The organism is Paraliobacillus sp. PM-2, assembly GCF_001368815.1.
Lineage (GTDB): Bacteria > Bacillota > Bacilli > Bacillales > Amphibacillaceae > Paraliobacillus.
This window is the reverse complement of record NZ_CTEI01000001.1, coordinates 1,134,551-1,154,634: the sequence shown is the minus strand read 5'-3', so window position 1 is coordinate 1,154,634 and position 20,084 is coordinate 1,134,551. Positions and strand designations below refer to the sequence as shown.

The 20,084-nt window shown below is 34.1% G+C and carries 18 protein-coding genes and 6 tRNA genes; 22 read left to right on the top strand and 2 right to left on the bottom strand.

Going from position 1 to position 20,084, the window contains the following annotated elements:
- The first annotated feature begins 172 nt into the window (after nucleotides 1-172).
- The 7 genes from dnaG to BN1058_RS05490 all read left to right on the top strand — a co-directional run bounded on the left by dnaG (nucleotide 173) and on the right by BN1058_RS05490 (nucleotide 7,973).
- A complete protein-coding gene (dnaG, locus tag BN1058_RS05520; RefSeq protein WP_090854033.1) occupies nucleotides 173-1,993 on the top strand; it encodes a DNA primase in 1,821 nt (606 codons plus the stop codon).
- Between the two features lie 32 nt (nucleotides 1,994-2,025).
- The gene (gene rpoD / locus BN1058_RS05515; RefSeq protein ID WP_090854030.1) at nucleotides 2,026-3,141 is read left to right on the top strand and encodes an RNA polymerase sigma factor RpoD; all 1,116 of its coding nucleotides are present in this window, start codon (nucleotides 2,026-2,028) and stop codon (nucleotides 3,139-3,141) included.
- A gap of 133 nt (nucleotides 3,142-3,274) precedes the next feature.
- Nucleotides 3,275-3,823: a hypothetical protein gene (locus BN1058_RS05510; protein ID WP_090854028.1), complete on the top strand. Its 549-nt coding sequence runs from the start codon at nucleotides 3,275-3,277 to the stop codon at nucleotides 3,821-3,823.
- Nucleotides 3,824-3,857: 34 nt separating this feature from the next.
- Entirely contained in the window at nucleotides 3,858-4,568 is a 711-nt protein-coding gene (locus BN1058_RS05505) for a tRNA (adenine(22)-N(1))-methyltransferase (protein WP_090854025.1), read from the top strand.
- A complete protein-coding gene (locus BN1058_RS05500) occupies nucleotides 4,561-5,670 on the top strand; it encodes a Nif3-like dinuclear metal center hexameric protein (RefSeq protein WP_090854022.1) in 1,110 nt (369 codons plus the stop codon). Before BN1058_RS05505 ends, BN1058_RS05500 begins: the two co-directional genes overlap by 8 nt.
- A 46-nt stretch (nucleotides 5,671-5,716) precedes the next feature.
- A complete protein-coding gene (locus BN1058_RS05495) occupies nucleotides 5,717-7,027 on the top strand; it encodes a DEAD/DEAH box helicase (RefSeq protein ID WP_090854019.1) in 1,311 nt (436 codons plus the stop codon).
- 55 nt (nucleotides 7,028-7,082) lie between these two features.
- Nucleotides 7,083-7,973: a deoxyribonuclease IV gene (locus BN1058_RS05490; protein ID WP_090854016.1), complete on the top strand. Its 891-nt coding sequence runs from the start codon at nucleotides 7,083-7,085 to the stop codon at nucleotides 7,971-7,973.
- Between the two features lie 78 nt (nucleotides 7,974-8,051).
- Here BN1058_RS05490 and BN1058_RS05485 read toward each other — a convergent pair whose 3' ends face one another.
- On the bottom strand, nucleotides 8,052-8,336 hold the full coding sequence (locus BN1058_RS05485; RefSeq protein WP_090854013.1) for a DUF2624 family protein: 285 nt from the start codon (nucleotides 8,334-8,336) through the stop codon (nucleotides 8,052-8,054).
- A 169-nt stretch (nucleotides 8,337-8,505) separates the two neighbouring features.
- On the opposite strand from BN1058_RS05485, the gene BN1058_RS05480 reads away from it, so the two are divergent.
- Both BN1058_RS05480 and BN1058_RS05475 read left to right on the top strand, forming a co-directional pair.
- Nucleotides 8,506-9,207 carry a transglycosylase SLT domain-containing protein gene (locus BN1058_RS05480; protein ID WP_090854010.1) on the top strand — a complete coding sequence of 234 codons (702 nt, stop codon included), beginning with the start codon at nucleotides 8,506-8,508 and terminating at the stop codon, nucleotides 9,205-9,207.
- Nucleotides 9,208-9,290: 83 nt separating this feature from the next.
- Nucleotides 9,291-9,713, top strand: coding sequence for a type III PLP-dependent enzyme domain-containing protein (locus BN1058_RS05475; protein WP_090854007.1), 423 nt, complete (start codon nucleotides 9,291-9,293; stop codon nucleotides 9,711-9,713).
- Between the two features lie 409 nt (nucleotides 9,714-10,122).
- Here BN1058_RS05475 and BN1058_RS05470 read toward each other — a convergent pair whose 3' ends face one another.
- Nucleotides 10,123-10,449 (bottom strand): hypothetical protein, encoded by a 327-nt coding sequence (locus BN1058_RS05470; RefSeq protein ID WP_090854004.1) that lies wholly within the window; start codon nucleotides 10,447-10,449, stop codon nucleotides 10,123-10,125.
- A gap of 91 nt (nucleotides 10,450-10,540) precedes the next feature.
- On the opposite strand from BN1058_RS05470, the gene BN1058_RS05465 reads away from it, so the two are divergent.
- The 13 genes from BN1058_RS05465 to BN1058_RS05405 all read left to right on the top strand — a co-directional run bounded on the left by BN1058_RS05465 (nucleotide 10,541) and on the right by BN1058_RS05405 (nucleotide 20,053).
- Nucleotides 10,541-11,176, top strand: coding sequence for an NfeD family protein (locus BN1058_RS05465; RefSeq protein ID WP_090854000.1), 636 nt, complete (start codon nucleotides 10,541-10,543; stop codon nucleotides 11,174-11,176).
- 248 nt (nucleotides 11,177-11,424) lie between these two features.
- Nucleotides 11,425-13,068 carry a Na/Pi cotransporter family protein gene (locus BN1058_RS05460; RefSeq protein ID WP_090853997.1) on the top strand — a complete coding sequence of 548 codons (1,644 nt, stop codon included), beginning with the start codon at nucleotides 11,425-11,427 and terminating at the stop codon, nucleotides 13,066-13,068.
- Between the two features lie 190 nt (nucleotides 13,069-13,258).
- Nucleotides 13,259-13,333 (top strand) — tRNA-Asn (locus tag BN1058_RS05455).
- Between the two features lie 3 nt (nucleotides 13,334-13,336).
- Nucleotides 13,337-13,413: transfer RNA gene (locus BN1058_RS05450), tRNA-Met, on the top strand.
- 30 nt (nucleotides 13,414-13,443) lie between these two features.
- A tRNA-His gene (locus tag BN1058_RS05445) sits at nucleotides 13,444-13,519 on the top strand.
- Between the two features lie 10 nt (nucleotides 13,520-13,529).
- Nucleotides 13,530-13,606: transfer RNA gene (locus BN1058_RS05440), tRNA-Ile, on the top strand.
- Nucleotides 13,607-13,619: 13 nt separating this feature from the next.
- Nucleotides 13,620-13,712, top strand: a tRNA-Ser gene (locus BN1058_RS05435).
- Nucleotides 13,713-13,738: 26 nt separating this feature from the next.
- Nucleotides 13,739-13,811, top strand: a tRNA-Phe gene (locus tag BN1058_RS05430).
- Between the two features lie 249 nt (nucleotides 13,812-14,060).
- Entirely contained in the window at nucleotides 14,061-14,414 is a 354-nt protein-coding gene (locus BN1058_RS05425; protein ID WP_090853993.1) for a TraR/DksA C4-type zinc finger protein, read from the top strand.
- A 323-nt stretch (nucleotides 14,415-14,737) separates the two neighbouring features.
- Nucleotides 14,738-15,349: a superoxide dismutase SodA gene (gene sodA / locus BN1058_RS05420; RefSeq protein ID WP_090853990.1), complete on the top strand. Its 612-nt coding sequence runs from the start codon at nucleotides 14,738-14,740 to the stop codon at nucleotides 15,347-15,349.
- Between the two features lie 114 nt (nucleotides 15,350-15,463).
- Nucleotides 15,464-16,741 (top strand): MFS transporter, encoded by a 1,278-nt coding sequence (locus BN1058_RS05415; protein ID WP_090853987.1) that lies wholly within the window; start codon nucleotides 15,464-15,466, stop codon nucleotides 16,739-16,741.
- Between the two features lie 50 nt (nucleotides 16,742-16,791).
- Complete coding sequence (locus tag BN1058_RS05410) at nucleotides 16,792-18,915, top strand: peptidoglycan D,D-transpeptidase FtsI family protein (protein WP_090853983.1); 2,124 nt, start codon at nucleotides 16,792-16,794, stop codon at nucleotides 18,913-18,915.
- Between the two features lie 166 nt (nucleotides 18,916-19,081).
- A complete protein-coding gene (locus BN1058_RS05405; protein ID WP_090853980.1) occupies nucleotides 19,082-20,053 on the top strand; it encodes a PstS family phosphate ABC transporter substrate-binding protein in 972 nt (323 codons plus the stop codon).
- The last annotated feature ends 31 nt before the right edge of the window (nucleotides 20,054-20,084 follow it).

Genomic DNA, 20,084 nt, shown 5'->3' with positions numbered 1-20,084 from the left:
AACATCATTTTTAACATTACATGCATACTGTTAGGTTTATTCACCTTAAATGAGAGGTATCATATATATATGTTATGTGTATTTGGAAAATGTATAAACTAATTTATAAAAAAATGTCGAATATTGCAGGGATTCTTCGTTTTTTATAGAAATAATAATGATGGTGATGTAAATGAAAGTACAAATTCCTGAGGATACAGTTAATGAAATTCGTCAATCAAGTGATATTGTTGATGTTGTTGGAGAGTACGTGTCCTTAAAAAAACAAGGTAAAAATTACTTTGGCTTATGTCCTTTTCATGGAGAAAATACACCTTCATTTTCTGTTACACAGGATAAACAAATTTTTCATTGCTTTGGTTGCGGTAAGGGTGGAAATGTATTCACTTTCCTTATGGAAATAGAAGGGTTTAATTTTTATCAAGCCGTTCAACATTTAGCTGATAAAAAAGGTTATTCACTTCCAGATACGGTAGGGCAACAACAAGATCAAGAAATGACGAATGAAGAGCAAATTAGTTTGAATGCTTTTGTATGGTTAACAAAATTATATCATCATCTCTTACGCCATACGAAAGAAGGAAAACAAGCCTATCAATATTTATTGGAACGTGGCTTTACTGATGAGATAATTAATAAATTTCAACTAGGATATTCACCACATTCAAGAGATGTCATTATACAATTTTTAGAGAAAAAAGGTTTCCATTTGCAACATATGGTTAATGCTGGGATATTGACGTCGAATGAAGGGAATGAAGTAATTGATCGGTTTCGTGGTAGGGTGATATTCCCAATCCGAAACCATTTAGGTAAAAGTGTTGCTTTCGGTGGAAGAACGATAACAGACCAAGAGCCAAAATATTTAAATAGTCCGGAATCAAATTTATTTCAAAAAGGAAAGTTATTGTTTAATTTTGATTTGGCTAGAAGTTCTATTCGAAAGAGTGGACAAGTCATTCTTTTTGAGGGTTATATGGATGTTATTTCCGCTTATCAAGTAGGTATTACTAATGGGGTAGCTACTTTAGGTACTTCTATAACTGAAAAGCAGGCTCGATTGCTTAATCGATATGCTGATTCTGTTATTATTTGCTACGATGGCGATCAAGCTGGGATTAATGCTTCTCATAAAGCGGCCAGATTACTGTATCATATCGGCAGTAATGTAAAAGTGGCAACTATTCCAGAAGGATTAGACCCTGATTCTTATATTGTAAAATATGGTGCAGATCGCTTTCAACATGAGATTATTGATGCTAGTTATACGTATATGACTTTTTTAATGGAATATTTAAAAAAAGATTACAATCTCCAATTAGAAGGAGATCGTATACAGTATATCGAAAAAGTAATAGATGAACTTGCTTCCATTGAACGACCAATGGAGCGAGAGTATTATGCAAAAGAATTAGCTAATGAATATGACTTCAATGTTAATACGATTATTCAAGAAATAAATAATCGTAGGAAGAAGTTAGGAATTTATCAGGATAAGCAAAAAACAACTAGCCATACTAAAAGCAGATTAAGCTTTAGAAATCCAACTAAGTTACTTCCGGCTTATCATAACGCAGAAAAACAATTACTTGCTTATATGCTACATGATTTTACCATTGCAGAAAAAGTAAGAGAAAATCTTGGTGCTTCTTTTAACATAGATATGCATAAGATTATTGTAACGCATTTGTATGCTTTTTATGAAGAAGGTCATGATGCTAATATTAGTCAATTTATTGAACGAATAGACGATCCAACGATTAAGAACCAAATAGTTGAACTTGCAATGGAACCTATTCATTCTGATGTTAGCGATAAGGAAATTCAAGATTATATTCGACTTATAAAAGCAGAACAAGAAGATAAGGCAACTATTCGGATGTTAAAAGAAGAACAAAAAAAAGCAGAAGTACAGAAGGATTTTGTTAAAGCAGCACAAATTGGTATGGAAATATTAGAAATTCAAAAAAAAATTAAAAATGCTAATTATTGATATAGTAAGTAGTTTTGGAAGGAGGGGGACTCATGGCAAATAACAAGCCATCACGTTCAAAAGAAAATGAACTGACACTAGAACAAGCAAAAGAACAATTGTTAGAAATAGGTAAAAAAAGAGGCGTATTAGCATATGAAGAAGTCGCTGAACGCTTAGCTAACTTTGAATTAGAGTCAGAGCAAATGGACGAATATTATGAGTACCTAAGTGAACAAGGAATAGAAATAATAGGTGATTCTGAAGAAGACCCTAGCATGCAACAAATCGCAAAAGAGGAAGAATTTGATTTAAATGATCTAAGTGTACCTCTAGGTATAAAAATTAATGATCCTGTTCGCATGTATTTAAAGGAAATTGGTCGAGTAGATTTGCTTTCTGCTGAAGAAGAAATTAATTTAGCAGAGCGGATTGAACAAGGTGATGAAGAAGCAAAAAGACGTTTAGCAGAAGCTAATTTACGTTTAGTTGTGAGTATTGCTAAGCGTTATGTTGGAAGAGGTATGCTCTTCTTAGATTTAATCCAAGAAGGAAATATGGGTTTAATTAAAGCTGTTGAAAAATTTGACTACCGAAAAGGTTTTAAATTTAGTACGTATGCAACATGGTGGATACGTCAAGCAATAACAAGAGCAATCGCAGACCAAGCAAGAACCATTCGTATTCCAGTTCATATGGTAGAAACAATAAATAAATTAATTCGTGTGCAACGTCAATTATTACAAGACTTTGGTCGTGAGCCAACTCCTGAAGAAATTGGAGAAGAAATGGAGCTAACGCCAGAAAAGGTACGAGAAATTTTAAAAATTGCACAAGAACCTGTATCTTTAGAGACACCAATTGGTGAAGAAGATGATTCACACTTAGGTGACTTTATTGAAGATCAAGAAGCTACCTCTCCTTCCGATCATGCTGCCTATGAGCTATTAAAAGAACAATTAGAAGATGTATTGGACACTTTAACTGATCGAGAAGAAAATGTACTACGATTGCGTTTTGGCTTGGACGATGGACGCACCAGAACGTTAGAAGAAGTCGGTAAGGTTTTTGGCGTGACACGTGAACGTATCAGACAAATAGAAGCGAAGGCACTACGTAAACTGCGCCACCCTAGTCGTAGTAAACGTTTAAAAGACTTTCTCGAATAGAAAAGTAAACATAAGGCTCAGTCGCTTGCTTCCAATTAGTTTAAATTGGTTGGGCATGTTGACTGTGTCTTTTTATATATTATTTTCTGAATTTTATTTGTAAATTTCGCAAACAAAACTGAGGTGTTCATCCATGTCAGACGAAAAAAATTCAATTATTATAAAAGAAATTCAATCTTGGAAATCAAACCATTTACTCCCAGAAAAATACTGTAACTTCTTGTTAGCATTATATACACAAGGAGATGCGGATCATATAAAAGCAGATAATGCTAGTATGATGGATGCACCAAAAATACGGTTGTTACATGTGTTAATCATTACTGTCAATATTTTTATTTTACCAATTACATTTATTGTATTATATTCTACTCATTTCAAGATCAACTTGCAAGTTTCTATTGGAATTTTAATGATATTGTTAAGTTTTGGTATCTATTGTGTTGTTAGGAAAAAATTACAATTATCAGAGTCGTTTTCATTTTTTATTTTATTGCTAACGGTTCTTATTGTTTCTATTGGAGTTTTACAACAATTAATAAAGCAACAAGACTTAATTAGTGTTGTTGCAATGACGCAGTTGTTTGCTTGGGTATTGCTTGGAGTTAGAAAAAAAAGTATACTCCTAATTAGTGTTGGTTTTGTTGGATGCATTTTTAGTTTAATTATATATTCTTTTTAGATGGTATGAACAGATAAATAAGGAGTTCTAGAGAATGAATGATAAAGTACTTTCGAAGCGTTTGCAACTTGTTGCAAATTTTTTACCTAATCAAGCTAATTTTGTTGATGTAGGGAGTGATCATGCGTATCTGCCTTGTTATGTATGTTCTAAGGATAAAGACGCTATTGCAATAGCTGGTGAAATAAATGAAGGCCCCTATTTAAGTGCAAAAAAACATGTTGCAGATTGTCACTTAAGTGATCGGATACAGGTAATAAAAGGCGATGGTTTAGAAGTTATCAGTAATCACAACGTTGATCAAATTGTTATTGCGGGAATGGGAGGAACATTAATTCGCTCCATTTTAACAAAAGGACAAGATCAACTGGCTGATATACAGCGTATTATTGTCCAACCTAATGTGGATGCGACAGACGTAAGAGAGTGGTTTTATCAGAATAATTATGGACTTGTTGCCGAAGAAATAATAAAGGAAGATGGGCACATTTATGAGATATTGGTTGCTGATAGAGGAAATGCCACATCGGTCTATGATGGAAAATGTCAGGAATCCCTTTTACTATTTGGTCCATATTTAATAAGAGAGAAGAATGCTGTATTTATAGAAAAATGGGAATCAGAGAAAAGAAAGTTAGAACGTATTATCAAACAAATGAATCAAGCAAAGGAAGTTAATCACCAAAAGATAGAGATGTTTCAGACAAGAATACAAATGATTGAGGAGGTTTTAACACATGACTAAATCGATTGTTGCTAAAGATATCATTCGAATGATAGAAGAATGGGCACCCAAGGAACTCGCTTATGATTGGGATAATGTTGGTTTGCAAATAGGTTCACTACATAAAAAAGTCAATAATGTAATGGTTACCTTAGATGTGTTAGAAAATGTAGTTGATGAAGCGATTGAAAAGCGAATTGATCTTATTATTGCACATCATCCCCTATTATTTAATGCATTAAAGCAAATCAACATAGAATCAGCGAAAGGAAGAACGATTGAAAAGTTAATTAAACATGATATAACAGTATATGCTGCGCACACCAATCTAGATATAGCATTCGGTGGGGTAAGTGATATGTTGGCACATAGACTAGATATCAAAAATACCAAAGTATTAGTTCCTTCAGGTCAAGAAAGACTAATGAAATTGGTCACTTATGTACCTGAGCAGGATCTTGAGCAAGTTAAAAAAGCTTTAGGAGACAATGGTGCAGGTTATATTGGCAACTACAGTCACTGTACATTTACTCAAAAAGGTACTGGTTCATTCGTTCCAAAAGAGGGTACAAATCCATACATTGGTACATTAGGAGAAGAGGAAAAAGTAAAAGAAGTAAAATTAGAGACCATTATCCCATCTTCAAAAAAAGATTTTTTTATAAAAGTATTACTTGCCGCACACCCTTATGAAGAACCAGCATACGATTTAATTGCCTTGGATAATCCCGGTGAAATAATAGGTATTGGACGAATAGGTTGCTTGAATCAACCAATGGAAATGTCCGACTTTTGTAAACTGATTAAAGAGAAACTAAAAGTATCTGGACTTCGTGTAGTTGGTAACGTTGATAAAAAAGTAGAGAAGGTAGCTGTCCTTGGTGGAAGTGGTGAAGACTTTATTTCTCATGCAAAAAGAAAGGGAGCAGATGTTTACATCACTGGTGATCTGACTTTTCATGAAGCACAAGAGGCTTGGGAGATGGGGTTAACAGTCATCGATCCAGGGCACCATGTGGAGAAGGTGATGATCGAAAGTGTTATCACTTATTTAGAAGAAAAGAAATTACCAATTAAGTTGATTGCTTCAGAAAGCAACACAGAACCATTTAAATTTATATAAAAATGTTTTAATTAAGTAAGGATTAGAAATTTAGAGGAGTTAAAAAATGAAAAATCATCAATTTAAACAATATAATCTACAGGAATGGATGCAGGATGTAATTGACCAATTAGAATTTAAAGCCCCAACACCAATTCAACAAAAAGTCATTCCTGCCGCTTTACGTAAGGAAAATGTTATTGGACAATCACATACTGGTTCAGGAAAAACACATGCTTTTCTTATCCCTTTATTTAATCAATTAGACTTAGATAAGCAAGAAGTACAATTTGTGATTACATCACCGACAAGAGAATTAGCAACTCAAATATATAATGAAACCAAAAAATTGATCAGTTATGCAGAATGTGGTGACCAAATAGATGCAAAGTTATTTATTGGTGGTACAGATAAAAAAAGAACAATTGAAAAACTAAATAATCAACCGAAAATCGTAATTGGAACACCAGGCAGAATTCTGGACTTAATTAAAGAGGGCGTTTTGGATATCTATTCTGCTCAATCATTTGTAGTAGATGAAGCAGATTTAATGCTTGATCTTGGTCTTATTCAAGAAATTGATGAGATGCTTGTACGAGCAAACGAAAAAATTCAACTATTTGTTTTCTCGGCCACTATTCCAGAGCGATTACAACCGTTTCTAACAAAATATATGTCTAATCCGTCTTACTTTCATATAAATGATCATTATGCGCCAGAGACAATTGAGCATCGGCTTATTCCGCTACGCCATCGTGAAATTTCCGATGTGATTACTAACATTGCTAAGTTAATTAATCCTTACCTTGCTATTATATTTACTAATGGTAAAGAAGCCGCTAATAAACTCCATCAAGAGCTACAAGAGAAGGGATTAACCACTGGGATAATACATGGAGGATTGAAGCCGAGAGAGCGAAAGAGAATGTTGAAAGACATTCAAGCATTAAAATATCAATACATCGTTGCTACTGATTTAGCGGCAAGAGGGATAGATATAAAAGGTATTAGTCATGTCATCAATGCTCAGATGCCAAAAGAAGAATCATTTTATATCCATCGTGTTGGTCGAACAGCTCGTGCAGGTATGGAAGGAACAGCAATAAATTTGTATACCGATGATGATAAACAGCTAATAGAGATACTAACACAACGTGGCCTAACATTTTCAAACTATGATATTATCAAAGGCGAATGGCGTGAGGTTAAAGCTTGGGATATACGTACGCAACGCAAGAAAGAAGGCCATGATGTTGATAAAGAAGCGTGGAATAAAGTAAAAAAACGAAAAAAAGTAAAGCCAGGTTATAAGAAAAAAATGAAATACCAACATAATAAAATTAAAAAGCAGTTAAACAAGAAAAAATACAAAAAATAAAGATATGCAATAGATTGTGAAAATTAGTTTAAGTAAAAGGGAAGAGGTGTCAAGTTTGAAACTGGGTTCACATGTTTCTATGAGTGGAAAAAAAATGCTGTTAGGATCAAGTGAAGAGGCAGCTTCTTATGGTGCAACTACATTTATGATTTATACTGGTGCACCACAGAATACAAGAAGAAAGGCAATTGAAGATTTAAATATTGAAGCTGGCATGGCGCATATGAAAGAAAATGGTATAGAAGATATCGTTGTGCATGCACCATATATCATTAATTTAGGGAATACAACGAAAAAAGAAACCTTCGAATTAGGTGTTTCTTTTATGCAGAATGAAATTGCAAGAACAGAAGCTATTGGTGCGAAACAAATTGTACTTCATCCTGGTGCACATGTTGGACAAGGGGCAGATAAAGGAATATCAAAAATAAGTGAAGGATTAAATGAAGTGTTAGAAAGAGACCAAGATGTGCAAATTGCATTAGAAACAATGGCGGGCAAAGGATCTGAGGTAGGTAGAACCTTCGAAGAGCTTGCGGAAATTATTGATGGTGTAACACGCAATGATAAGTTGTCCATTTGCTTGGATACCTGTCATGTTCATGATGCGGGTTATGATATTGTCAATGATTTTGATGGCGTATTAGATGAGTTTGATCGTATCATTGGATTAGATCGATTGAAAGTTGTGCATGTTAATGATAGTAAAAATATAATGGGAGCTCACAAAGACCGACATGAGAATATAGGATTTGGTCATATTGGTTATGATGCATTACACTATATCGTGCATCATAAACAGCTAGCACACTTACCTAAAATATTGGAGACACCTTACGTTGGTGAAGATAAGAAAAATAAAAAGCCACCATATCAATTTGAAATAGAAATGTTAAAAGCCAATCATTTTGACTCTGATTTGAAACAAAAAATTCTTAAACAATAGTAAAAATGCAGCTACTGTAATGTAGGCTGCATTTTTATTTATGTTATTAAGATCATTTCTAAAATGAAGCAGTATTTATTACGAAAACCAGTCTTCCACACCATATTGCTTAATTAATTGATTAAATAATCGTTGTGTTTGTTTAGCTGTATTTAAGTCAGTAATTTGTGCGAGTGTCCTAAACATTTTCAAACGATCAGAATCTGAAAGAGGATTAAGATTAGTTGAATGGAGAAAGTCAACAATCATATTGGCTTGTTGTGATGTTATGCTAATTTGATACTGTTCAGCATAATTAAGTAACTCTACAGCAGACAAACTTTTTATTTTTTTTTCAATCATCTGCTTTACAAATGGTTGCATAAAGAACACTCCTATTAATTATTTTCTCTATAGTTAATCCTTGTTGTTTTCATCTTATATAATCTATGCATGCTAACGTAAAAAGTGTGTATTAGTTGCAATAAATTCAATTCTGCGTTAGGATAACAAGCTGTAAGAAGAAACAATGATAAAGAAAGGAGTGCGATTGATGCGTAAAGATTTCACTGTTGCGCTTTTAGGCATAGTATCAATAACGGTAATTATATTATTAATATCTTTAAAACAATATTCAACACAGATTGACGCGCTTACAAAAGAAAACGAACAGCTTTCACTACAAACGCAAAAATTAGAGTCAGAAATTAATTTTAGTAAACCAAAAACCATAAAGTCAGATCAAATGAATTATGCAACTTGGGGAGAGTTAGAAAATATAGCTACAAGCTTCTCAAACGATAGTGAGGGTGCTTTCAAGAAATCATGGGGAATTTATTTAGTAAATGAATCCAAAAAACATGAACTGGATCCTTATTTAATCTACGAATTATTAAAAGTTGAAACAGGAGGTACTTTCGATCCTAAATTAGTAGGACCAGAAACGAAGTACGGACATGCTTATGGTATGTCTCAGTTTATGAAAAATACAGCACCATGGATAGCGAACATGGCTGACTTACCATATGATGATGAATTATTATTTGATCCGTATTATTCCATAAAGCTATCAATCGTTTATTTAGATTTTTTACATCAACAATATAATGATTGGAATGAAGCTTTAACAGCATATCATAGAGGAATGGCAGGAATGGAAGCTTATAAACAAGCAAACGGTTCAGCAAAAAGTAATTACGCAATTAAAATTCAGTCCAATGCAGAAACCCATCGAACAGTTGCCTTTGCAAACTAATTGGCAAAAATTAAAAGTAGTTAAATAAAAGAATAATCATAAACTATAAAGGCACCTCAACGATTGGAAAGTGAGGGTCTTAAATGGAACAAAATAATGGACGACATCGCAGTAACCATATCGAGGATGCGCCAAAATTCGGTGAAGACAATCATGTTAAATCACCAGTTTACACAGAGGATGAGATGGAAGAAGTGACACCCATTTCACACCAAACTGGATATGATGAAGAATTTGCACAGGAATTTACTGCAAATGATTTGCAACAGCCGATTACTCCAGATCCGGATAAAAAAGCAGCGGTTGATGTACAAACGGGCTTTGGCTGGTTAGCACTTGTTATGGCAATTGCCTCATTGTTTATCTTGCCAGTTTTTCTGAGTGTAGGTGCAATAATCATTGGATTTATTGCAAAAGGAAAAGGTGCAGATACGCTAGGTAATACAGCAATTATTATCGGCGCACTGTCATTTATTATCACCTTGTTTATTATTCCAATGGTATAAGTTGGGACAAAATTAATTAAGAATAAAGGTGGTACTTACCAATGCATTGTTGGTAAGTACCACCTTTTTATGTATAAATAAAGGATCTATACCAAATGTAGTGGTGCTCTCTATTTTATTAAGGCTCAGAAGGTAACAAGCATTTAGCATAAAAGCGGCTTAGCAGAGGAAATATGCGAGACTCCAGCGGGAACAGCACGAGACCGAAGATCCACTTGGTAAAGTGAATTTCTTTACCAAGTTAGCTTCGGCCGTGCCCGCGGAAAGCGAGTGTATTTCCCCTGCGGTTTAGGTACAAGCATTGCTTATAATAAACTTTTTATAAAAGAGATGGTGGAGCGAGAACCACACCACCACATTTGACAGAGAACCTAAATAAAAGTAGTTTTATTTATACACTTTTAAATTTCTAATAAACAGGAAAAAGATAATAGGCACCTGTTTGGAGTTGTGAAATGCCTATTTGAGGATTTAATAATTCAAAATCATTTTTAATTTTTTTTATATCAAATTTATGTAAATTGGGATTTAATTGATCTATTACACTTATAAACGTATCACCTTGTTTCATTCTGTAAGAAACGACAGTAAAGTTTGACTCATCCACTGATTCCTTGTTGTTCTCCGGAATAGTTGTGCTATGATTAAAGTAGGGATCTGTTGATAAATCAATTTTCACGCTATATATCACTAATAACAAAAGAATAGTAAAAGATAATTTATAAAGACTATTCATCGAAATCCCCTCATTTAAAAAAATGATTTGAAACATTTTTTGTTTTTATTCGTACGTATAAGTAAGAGAAACTACAGGAGTGATGCAAAGTATGTTTTTAGATATCAGTTGGATAAGCTTTGTAATTGTAGGATTGGGTACACTATTTTTAATAGGTGAATTATTAGTTAATATGCGTGGTTTTTTTGCAATATTAGGATTTGGATTTATTACCATTTATTTTTTAAATTATTTAGAGCCAAGTATGTTTATCATCATGCTTATTATTTATTTGATCGGAATATTCCTAATAATTGTAGATGGTAAAGTCATAAATGATGGTACATTAGCAACGATAGGTGTGCTTTGTATGATATTGTCAGTAGGATTAAGTTCACCAAATTGGACAGCGGGAGTATTTGCTATTAGTGGTGTACTTGTAGGAGGCATCAGCTCATTATCTTTTCTAAAAGTATTTAATAAGAGAAAGATGTGGGGGAAGTTAGCGTTATTAGATCAACTTACAGAAGAACAAGGATATAGTACAATGAATAGTTCTTATAAAGCTTTAATTGACAAGGAAGGGGTTACAATAACCGCTATGCGTCCAGTAGGAACAATACGTATTGATAATGAAGATTACAGTGCTGTTTCAAATGGACAATGGATAGAAAAAGGTACACCTATTGTAGTAAAACAAGTAGACGGGACGAAAGTATTAGTTGATAAATTATACAAACAAGGTTAAAATTGCTTCTATTTTCAGAAGCGATTTTTTTACATAAAATGCATATAGATAAATGGGTATTTTTCAAATAAAGGTAAACAGCATACCTTTATTTTCATGTTATGCAAGTTTATGTCGAAAAAGCACGATCATTGTGTAAATTTAGTGTAAATTTTTCTTAAAAAACTTTACAATTGCTTCATAGTTCATTAATAATATAAGAGATGTTTTTTATAAATAGATATTTAATGACGAAGGGATGAGAATCCATGCAGATTGATGTGCAAACACTGATTTTTGAATTTGTTGGTGGTTTAGGGATTTTTCTATTAGGTTTAAAGTCTATGGGGGAAGGTCTTCAAAAATCAGCAGGAGATAAGCTTAAAGAAATTCTTGATCGTTTTACAAGTAACCCGTTTATGGGTGTATTAGCCGGTATTATTGTAACTGTATTAATTCAAAGTAGTTCAGGTACAACGGTTTTAACTGTCGGTTTAGTTAATGCTGGTTTTATGACCTTACGCCAATCCATCGGTGTCATTATGGGAGCGAATATTGGTACGACTGTTACCGCGTTTATTATTGGTATAGACCTTGGACAGTATGCTTTACCTATTTTAGCAGTAGGATCGTTTTTAATCTTTTTCTTTAAAAATAATCGAATAAACTATTTAGGACAAGCAGTCTTCGGTTTTGGTGCATTGTTCTTTGGATTAGAATTAATGAGTGCTGGAATGTCACCGTTACGCGAGGTACAGGCTTTTCAAGATTTAACGGTAAGTATGAGTGATAACTCTGTATTAGGAGTTGTTATAGGAACAATCTTTACTTTTGTTGTGCAAAGCTCTAGTGCAACAATTGGTATTTTGCAGGAGTTATTTAGTAGTAATGCAATTGAACTTAAAGCAGCCTTGCCTGTCTTATTTGGGGATAATATCGGAACAACAATTACAGCTGTATTAGCATCTATTGGCGCGACAATTGCTGCTAAACGTGCTGCGTTCACACATGTTATTTTTAATTTAATTGGTACGACTGTTTTTATTGTTTTAATTGGTCCTTTTACTGATTTAGTTATGTTCTTACAATCACAATTAGGTTTAAATGATCCAATGACTATTGCATTTGCTCACGGTACTTTTAATGTGACGAATACCGTTATGCAATTTCCGTTTATTGGAGCTCTTGCTTTGTTAGTGACCAAATTAATTCCAGGAGAAGATGTTTTAGTAGAGTACAAACCTAAACATTTAGATCCGATTTTTATTCAACAGTCTCCTTCTGTTGCATTAGATCAAGCAAAAGAAGAAGTACTTCATATGGGAGAATATGCACACAAAGGATTAGTAGAAACTAGTCAATATTTAAATACTCATAATCAGAAACATGCTGAGTTAGCTATGCAAATTGAAGGTGCTTTAAATAATTTAGACAGAGAAATAACACATTATTTAGTCCAATTATCTGGGACACCATTCTCTGATCAAGAAAGTGCAAAACACACAGCACTATTAGACTCAGTTAGAGATGTAGAACGCATTGGTGATCATTTTGAGAATATTATAGAGTTAATTCAGTATAAAATATCAAATAAAATTAATCTAACAGACCAAGCAAAAATTGATTTGAATGAAATGTTCGATCTTACAGCAATTACAGTAAAACAAGCAATTCAATCGTTAGGTGATATGAATCGTGAGTCTGCATTAGAAGTGGTCCATAAAGAAAATCAGATTGACCAAATGGAGCGTACATTCCGTAAGAAACATATTATTCGTTTGAATGAAGGGATATGTATTGGTGCAGCTGGTATTGTATTTGTTGATATTCTTAGTAATTTAGAGAGAATAGGGGATCATGCTGTAAATATAGCAGAAGAAGTATTGCAAGAAAAGGTGTCAGATCAACAATAAAAATGAAATGATAAAAGGGCTATTTTTAAAAAAATAGCCCTTAATATAAAAAAACACTTGAATGTTCAACGTGTACATGCTATATTATTTTTGTTGCCAAAATAATTTTCAAGAAACATATTGACGATTTAAAAAATACATGTTATATTATATATCGTCGCTTAAGAGATTAAGCTTTTATACATACTATTCCACAGTAGCTCAGTGGTAGAGCAATCGGCTGTTAACCGATCGGTCGTAGGTTCGAATCCTACCTGTGGAGCCAAATGGCGGTGTAGCTCAGCTGGCGAGAGCGTACGGTTCATACCCGTGAGGTCGGGGGTTCGATCCCCTCCGCCGCTACCATTTATAATTTAATAAAAACAATGTTCTATGGCGGTCGTGGCGAAGTGGTTAACGCACCGGATTGTGGTTCCGGCATACGTGGGTTCGATTCCCACCGGTCGCCCCATATATAACTTGGACCCTTAGCTCAGTTGGTTAGAGCTATCGGCTCATAACCGATCGGTCGCAGGTTCGAATCCTGCAGGGTCCACCATTGTTTTATTTACGGAGGAGTACCCAAGTCCGGCTGAAGGGATCGGTCTTGAAAACCGACAGGGGCTTCACGGCCCGCGGGGGTTCGAATCCCTCCTCCTCCGCCATTTATACATATTAAACGTTACTTTTTGGCTCGGTAGCTCAGTCGGTAGAGCAACGGACTGAAAATCCGTGTGTCGGCGGTTCGATTCCGTCCCGAGCCATCCAAAAGACAAGCAAAAACATTTGCTTGTCTTTTTTTGTGGTTCTACGTCAAATGACGTTGGTGAGTCTGAATAGTCAATTGAAATTTTTCGTTCACGTCCTAAAGCAGTTAAGCTGCTTTAGGACGTGTTTTGTTTTTTATTCGTTTATTTGTTCTCCGTTTCAATTGACAAAATACCAAATGTTTAACAAATATAGAAAATGGAAATATACAAACAAAAGTTCAATAGTAAAAGGGGATAAAACTTATGATACGTGAAGAGCTATTTATACAAGCAAAACAGCTTTTAAGAGATCGCAAAGAGAAACTCCAGAAGTTATTATCTCAACAGGCATCTATTAATGATATGCATCAGGAACAAGTAGATAATGAATTGTCAAATTATGATAATCACCCTGCAGATCAAGGATCGAATTTATTTGAAATAGAAAAAGACTTAGCTTTACAAGGTCATATGCAAGAAGAATTAAAGGAAGTGAATGAAGCCTTACTAGCCATTGATTCAGGATCTTATGGAAATTGTAGAGTTTGTGGTACAGAGATTCATCACAAGCGTTTAATGGCTATACCGACGACAAAGTACTGTATGGATCATGCCTAACATATAGTAGATGGCAACTGTAATAGGTTGCTCCATTAATCATTATAAGATACAAAGTTTGGTCACATTTATGTATAAAAAAAGATCATTTTGAGAAATATATGCAACTGAAGAGAGAAAAAGGCAATAAAACAATGTTTAAAAGATAAGTTTATTAAAACAGGAATAAGTAAATACAAACTAACAGGGTATCTAAGGGGTGCATAATATAAGCCAAGCATATAAATTGCAACACTAATGTACCTTTGTTACGATTAGTATGAAGGAAAAACGAAAATTTTGTGAACGTTTTTCTTACATAACTATTTAAGGAGGAATCAATTATGGCAAAATTTGAATTACCTGAATTACCTTATGCATATGATGCGTTAGAACCACATATTGACAAAGAAACAATGAATATTCACCATACGAAACACCATAACACGTATGTAACAAAATTAAATGCAGCACTAGAAGGGCATGCAGACCTACAAGATAAGTCACTAAATGCATTAATCGCTGATTTGAATGCTTTACCAGAATCTATTCGAACAGCAGTACGTAATAATGGTGGTGGTCATGCAAACCATTCACTATTCTGGACGCTATTATCACCAAATGGTGGTGGTGAACCAACAGGTGAATTAGCATCTGATATCAATAAGACTTTCGGAGGCTTTGATGCGTTTAAAGAGAAATTTAAAGCTGCAGCAACTGGACGCTTTGGCTCAGGTTGGGCATGGTTAGTAGTAAACGATGGTAGCCTTGAGATTACAAGTACTCCAAATCAAGATAGTCCAATAATGGAAGGTAAAACACCAATTTTAGGTTTGGACGTTTGGGAACATGCATATTACCTTAAATATCAAAACAGACGTCCTGATTACATCTCAGCTTTTTGGAACATTGTGAATTGGGATGAGGTAGAAAAATTATATCAACAAGCAAAATAATTCAATCAAAAAAGAAGCTAAGGTTTTTCCTTAGCTTCTTTTTTTGATTGACAGTCTCTGCATATCTTGTTTTCTTTTGTTCACAATAACAGTAGAACATAAAGGAGACAGATTATGAAGAAAAAATATATAAATATCCTACTTGGTGATATGGAAGTGAATAGAGATCTTAAGTTATTGTTAACCATTGGTGGTCTGTATGCACTTGCGATTTTTCTGTCAAATACTTTTGTAAATATATATTTGTGGAAGCAATCAAATGATTATGTTTCAATTGCTGTTTACAACATGTTTGTTTATATTCTACAACCTATTACTTTTATTATCGGTGGAAAAATGGCAAAAAAAGTAGACCGAGTATTAGTTTTGCGATTGGGAGTTAGCGCATTAGCCATCTTCTTTTTAACTGTACTTTTTGTTGGTGAGAAAGCTGCTACTTATAATATGTTACTCGGAAGCTTATTAGGTATAGGCTATGGTTTGTACTGGTTAGCATTTAACGTGTTGACATTTGAAATTACTGAACCAGAAACTAGAGATTTTTTTAATGGGTTTCTAGGTTTAATGCAATCTTTTGGTGGAATGGTTGGACCCGTCCTTGCTGGGTACATTATTGCACAATGGGATAATAGTCAAGGATATACGGTTATCTTTACTATTTCCTTCTTGTTATTTATTGGCGCTGTAACGTGCAGTTTCTTTATTAAACGACGCTCTGCAGAAGGTAAATTTTATTTTGTGAGAATTTTGAAAGAAAGGAAAAATAATAAGGATTGGTCTCGTATCTTATATGCTCACATACTTCAAGGGCTAAGAGAAGGCATCTTTGTTTTTGTTATTTCGATTTGGGTTTTTATTGCAACTGGTAGTGAATTAGCGTTAGGTACCTTTAATCTAGTTTTTTCTGGATGTTCATTTTTATGTTATTATTTAGCCACTCGTTTCGTTAAACCCCATATGAGAAAACGTTCTATTCTATTTGGTGGAATAACATTATTCTTAGCGATCTTTATTATTATCTTTAAGTTGAATTATACGATTTTGTTACTGTATGGTGCTATTATTGGTATTGCCTATCCGTTATTTACTGTTCCCTATGTCTCTCTTACTTATGATGTAATAGGTAAAAGCTGGAAAGCGAAAGAAATGCGTATTGAATATATTGTTGTCAGAGAAATGTTTCTTAATATTGGGAGAGTAAGTTCTATTATCATTTTTCTTATAAGTATTCAATTTGCAGCTCCAGAAACGATTATTCCTATTGTGTTATTGGTCTTAGGGTGTGGACATTTTCTCGTTTACTTTTTAATTAAAGATATAGCACTCCCATTTTCATCAGAAAATGAGATGTCAAATGTAAAAGAGGATATAATGTCCCATGAAAATAGGTGAATGACGTGTTATACTAACTTTAGCTGAATACAATTAGGGGGAAAAATATAATGGGGAAAAGTAAGAAAAAACAGAATAAACCACAAATTCCCTTTCGTTTAAATATATTATTTATTTTTGTTTTTGTGTTGTTTTCATTATTGATTTTGCAATTAGGTGTTGTTCAAATACTAAATGGAGAAGAGGCCCAAAAAAAAATTGATGAGACAGAGAGTACAAAAGCCAATCTTTCTGTTCCAAGAGGTCTAATGTTTGATCGACATCATCAATTAATTTTAGATAATGAATCCACCCTTTCGATTACTTATACACCACCGAAGAATGGACACGGAGCAGAAAAGCGATTAACATTAGCAAGAAAGCTAGCACAATATATTACAATGGCTGAGGATGAAGAAGAATTAGCCTCATTAGTTAGAGAAAGAGATAAAAAAGAATATTGGTATCTATTTCATGCCAAAGAAGCTGGAGAACGGTTAACGGAAGAAGAAAAAGATATGGATGCTGGTGATCGATACCAAGCGATGTTAGACAAGACAACTGAAGAAGATTATAACGAATATGATTGGACAGATCCTGACCTCTTGAACATTGTTGCGATAAAGAAAGAATTAGATGCAGCCAGAGAGTTTACACCACATATTATTAAAAATGAAAATGTAACAGAGAAGGAATATGCATTAGTATCTGAACATCTATATGAATTAGAAGGCATTGATGCAACGATTGATTGGAATCGAGTATCTAAGGTTGAAGATACTTTTTCAACCTTTATCGGCAATATTACATCGACAGATCAAGGAATTCCACTGGAAAATGAAGCGTATTATTTAACAAGAGGTTATAGTCGAAATGATCGAGTTGGAACAAGTGGCTTAGAACAGGAATATGAGAGTGTTTTACGAGGACAAAAGGAAGTAATTGAATTTACTACTAACAATAGTAATGAGATTATCGGGCAAGAAACGGTTGTAAAAGGTAAAAGTGGAGATGATTTGGTTTTAACAGTTGATATTAAGTTGCAACAGGCGGTCGATAAGATTGCACAAGAAGAACTAGAACGTTTTTATAAATCGAATCCTTCTGAAAACCGATATCTGGAGGATGCGCTTGTTGTAATGATGGACCCTCAGACTGGAGAAGTATTGGCAATGTCAGGTGCACATCGTGATAGGGAAACTAATGAAATTCGTGATGAAGCATATCGGACCATTTATAACAACAATATGCCAGGTTCAACCATAAAAGGAGCAACTGTTCTGGCGGGATTAGATTCTGGTGTGATTGATCCGGGTACAGTCATTGATGACCGACCAATCAAGATAGCTGGTACACAAGAAATCAACTCATGGAAACGTATGGGACGTATAACAGATATTGAAGCTATACAAGAATCTTCGAACATTTATATGTCCAAGATTGCGATTCGCTTAGCAAGTGCTAATTACCAATACAATAAACCATTGCGTAATTTTGATTATGGTGCTTTTCAGACCTTACGCAATTATTATAGCCAATTTGGTTTAGGTGTGGAAACAGGTATTGATTTGCCTTATGAATCAAATGGAATTATAGGTTCGTCCCCTCAGGCAGGGAACTTATTATACTTATCTTTTGGTCAGTATGATGCCTATACTACTTTACAATTAGCGCAATATGTATCGACGATAGCTAATGATGGATATCGAGTCCAACCGCATTTGGTGAAAGAAATCCGTCAAGCAAATGGATCAAAAGAAACGTTGGGTCCAGTAGTGGAATCGTTTGACACGAATGTGCTAAATAGAGTTTCTATGAAACAGGATTATATTGATCGTGTCCAAGAGGGTTTTAGACGAGTAGTGACTCAAGGAACTGCAAGCGGACATTGGAGCAACAATCCATATAAAGTAGCTGCTAAAACAGGTACTGCTCAGAATGACGTGTATGAGGATGGCGAGTTACAAGAACAAACATATAATCTTACATTAGTTGGTTATGCACCATATGATGAACCAGAGGTTGCTTTTGCTATTGTTGTTCCTAGAGCAGGAACAGGAAATGATCAAAATGGTATTCATCACAATATTGGAAATCGAATTATTAAAAAATATTTTGAACTAAAAGAACAGCGTAATCAAGAAGATCAAGAAAAAAATATAACTGAAGAAAATTCAGAAGACACGAATGAATAACAATATTAAGAGAGGAAAAGCTAATAAAGCTTTTTCTCTTTTTTTTTTTGACAAAATTTATTTACACATTCTTTACATTCGCTTAACTATAAATTAAAACTTAATCGTTATGATAGGGGTGTGGCAGAAAGTAAAGCCTTTAAAAAAATATTAGGGGGATAATAAGATGAAACAATTGAAAATGATTGGATTTGCATTATTAATCGTACTAACAATCGCGTTCCTAGCTGCATGTGGCAGTGATAATACCAGTTCAGAAGACTCAGATGATACAACAAATCAAGAAGAATTAGAAGGAAGCGTTGTTGTAGATGGATCTGGTACGGTATATCCTTTAATGGCTCGCCTAGCAGAAGAATACATGCTAACAGAACAAGAAAATGTATCAGTAGAGGTAGGACGTTCTGGAACTAGCGCAGGATTTGAGAAGTTCTTAACAGAAGATGGTACAGATTTCAATGATGCTTCTAGGCAAATGAAAGAGGAAGAAGCAGCAAGAGCAGAAGAACTTGGAATGGAAGTGAAGGAATTAAAAGTTGCACTTGATGGATTAACGATTGTCACTCACCCTGATAACGATTGGGCAACTGAAATGACCGCAGAAGAAATAATAAATATTTTCAAGGCTGATGGTGGTGTAACCAAATGGTCAGATATCAACCCTGATTGGCCAAACGAAAAAATAAACACTTATGGACCAAATGAAAATCATGGAACGTATGAGTTTTTCTATGAAAGTATAATGGAAGAGAAAGATCTTGTATCGGATATTGAATTACAACAAGAATACTCCACATTAGTAACATTAATTTCACAAGATCCAAATGCAATTGGCTTCTTTGGCTTTGGTTACTATGTGAACAACCAAGATTCTTTACAAGCTGTAAAAGTTGACTTTGGTGAAGGACCAGTGGAACCCTCTCTAGACACTATAGATGAAAATGGAGCCTATGCAGATTTTACTCGACCTGTATTCACTTATTTAAATGTAAACCATGCGAAAGAGAAGCCACAAGTATTAGATTATGCATTATTCGTTATGAACAATGTAAATACATTTGCTGGTGAAACTGGATTTGCTCCTATACCAGAAGAAGAGGTACAAGCATATCTGGATTTCTTGGAAGGATTACAATAAAAAAATAAGCAAGATGCTAGTAAGTAAAGAA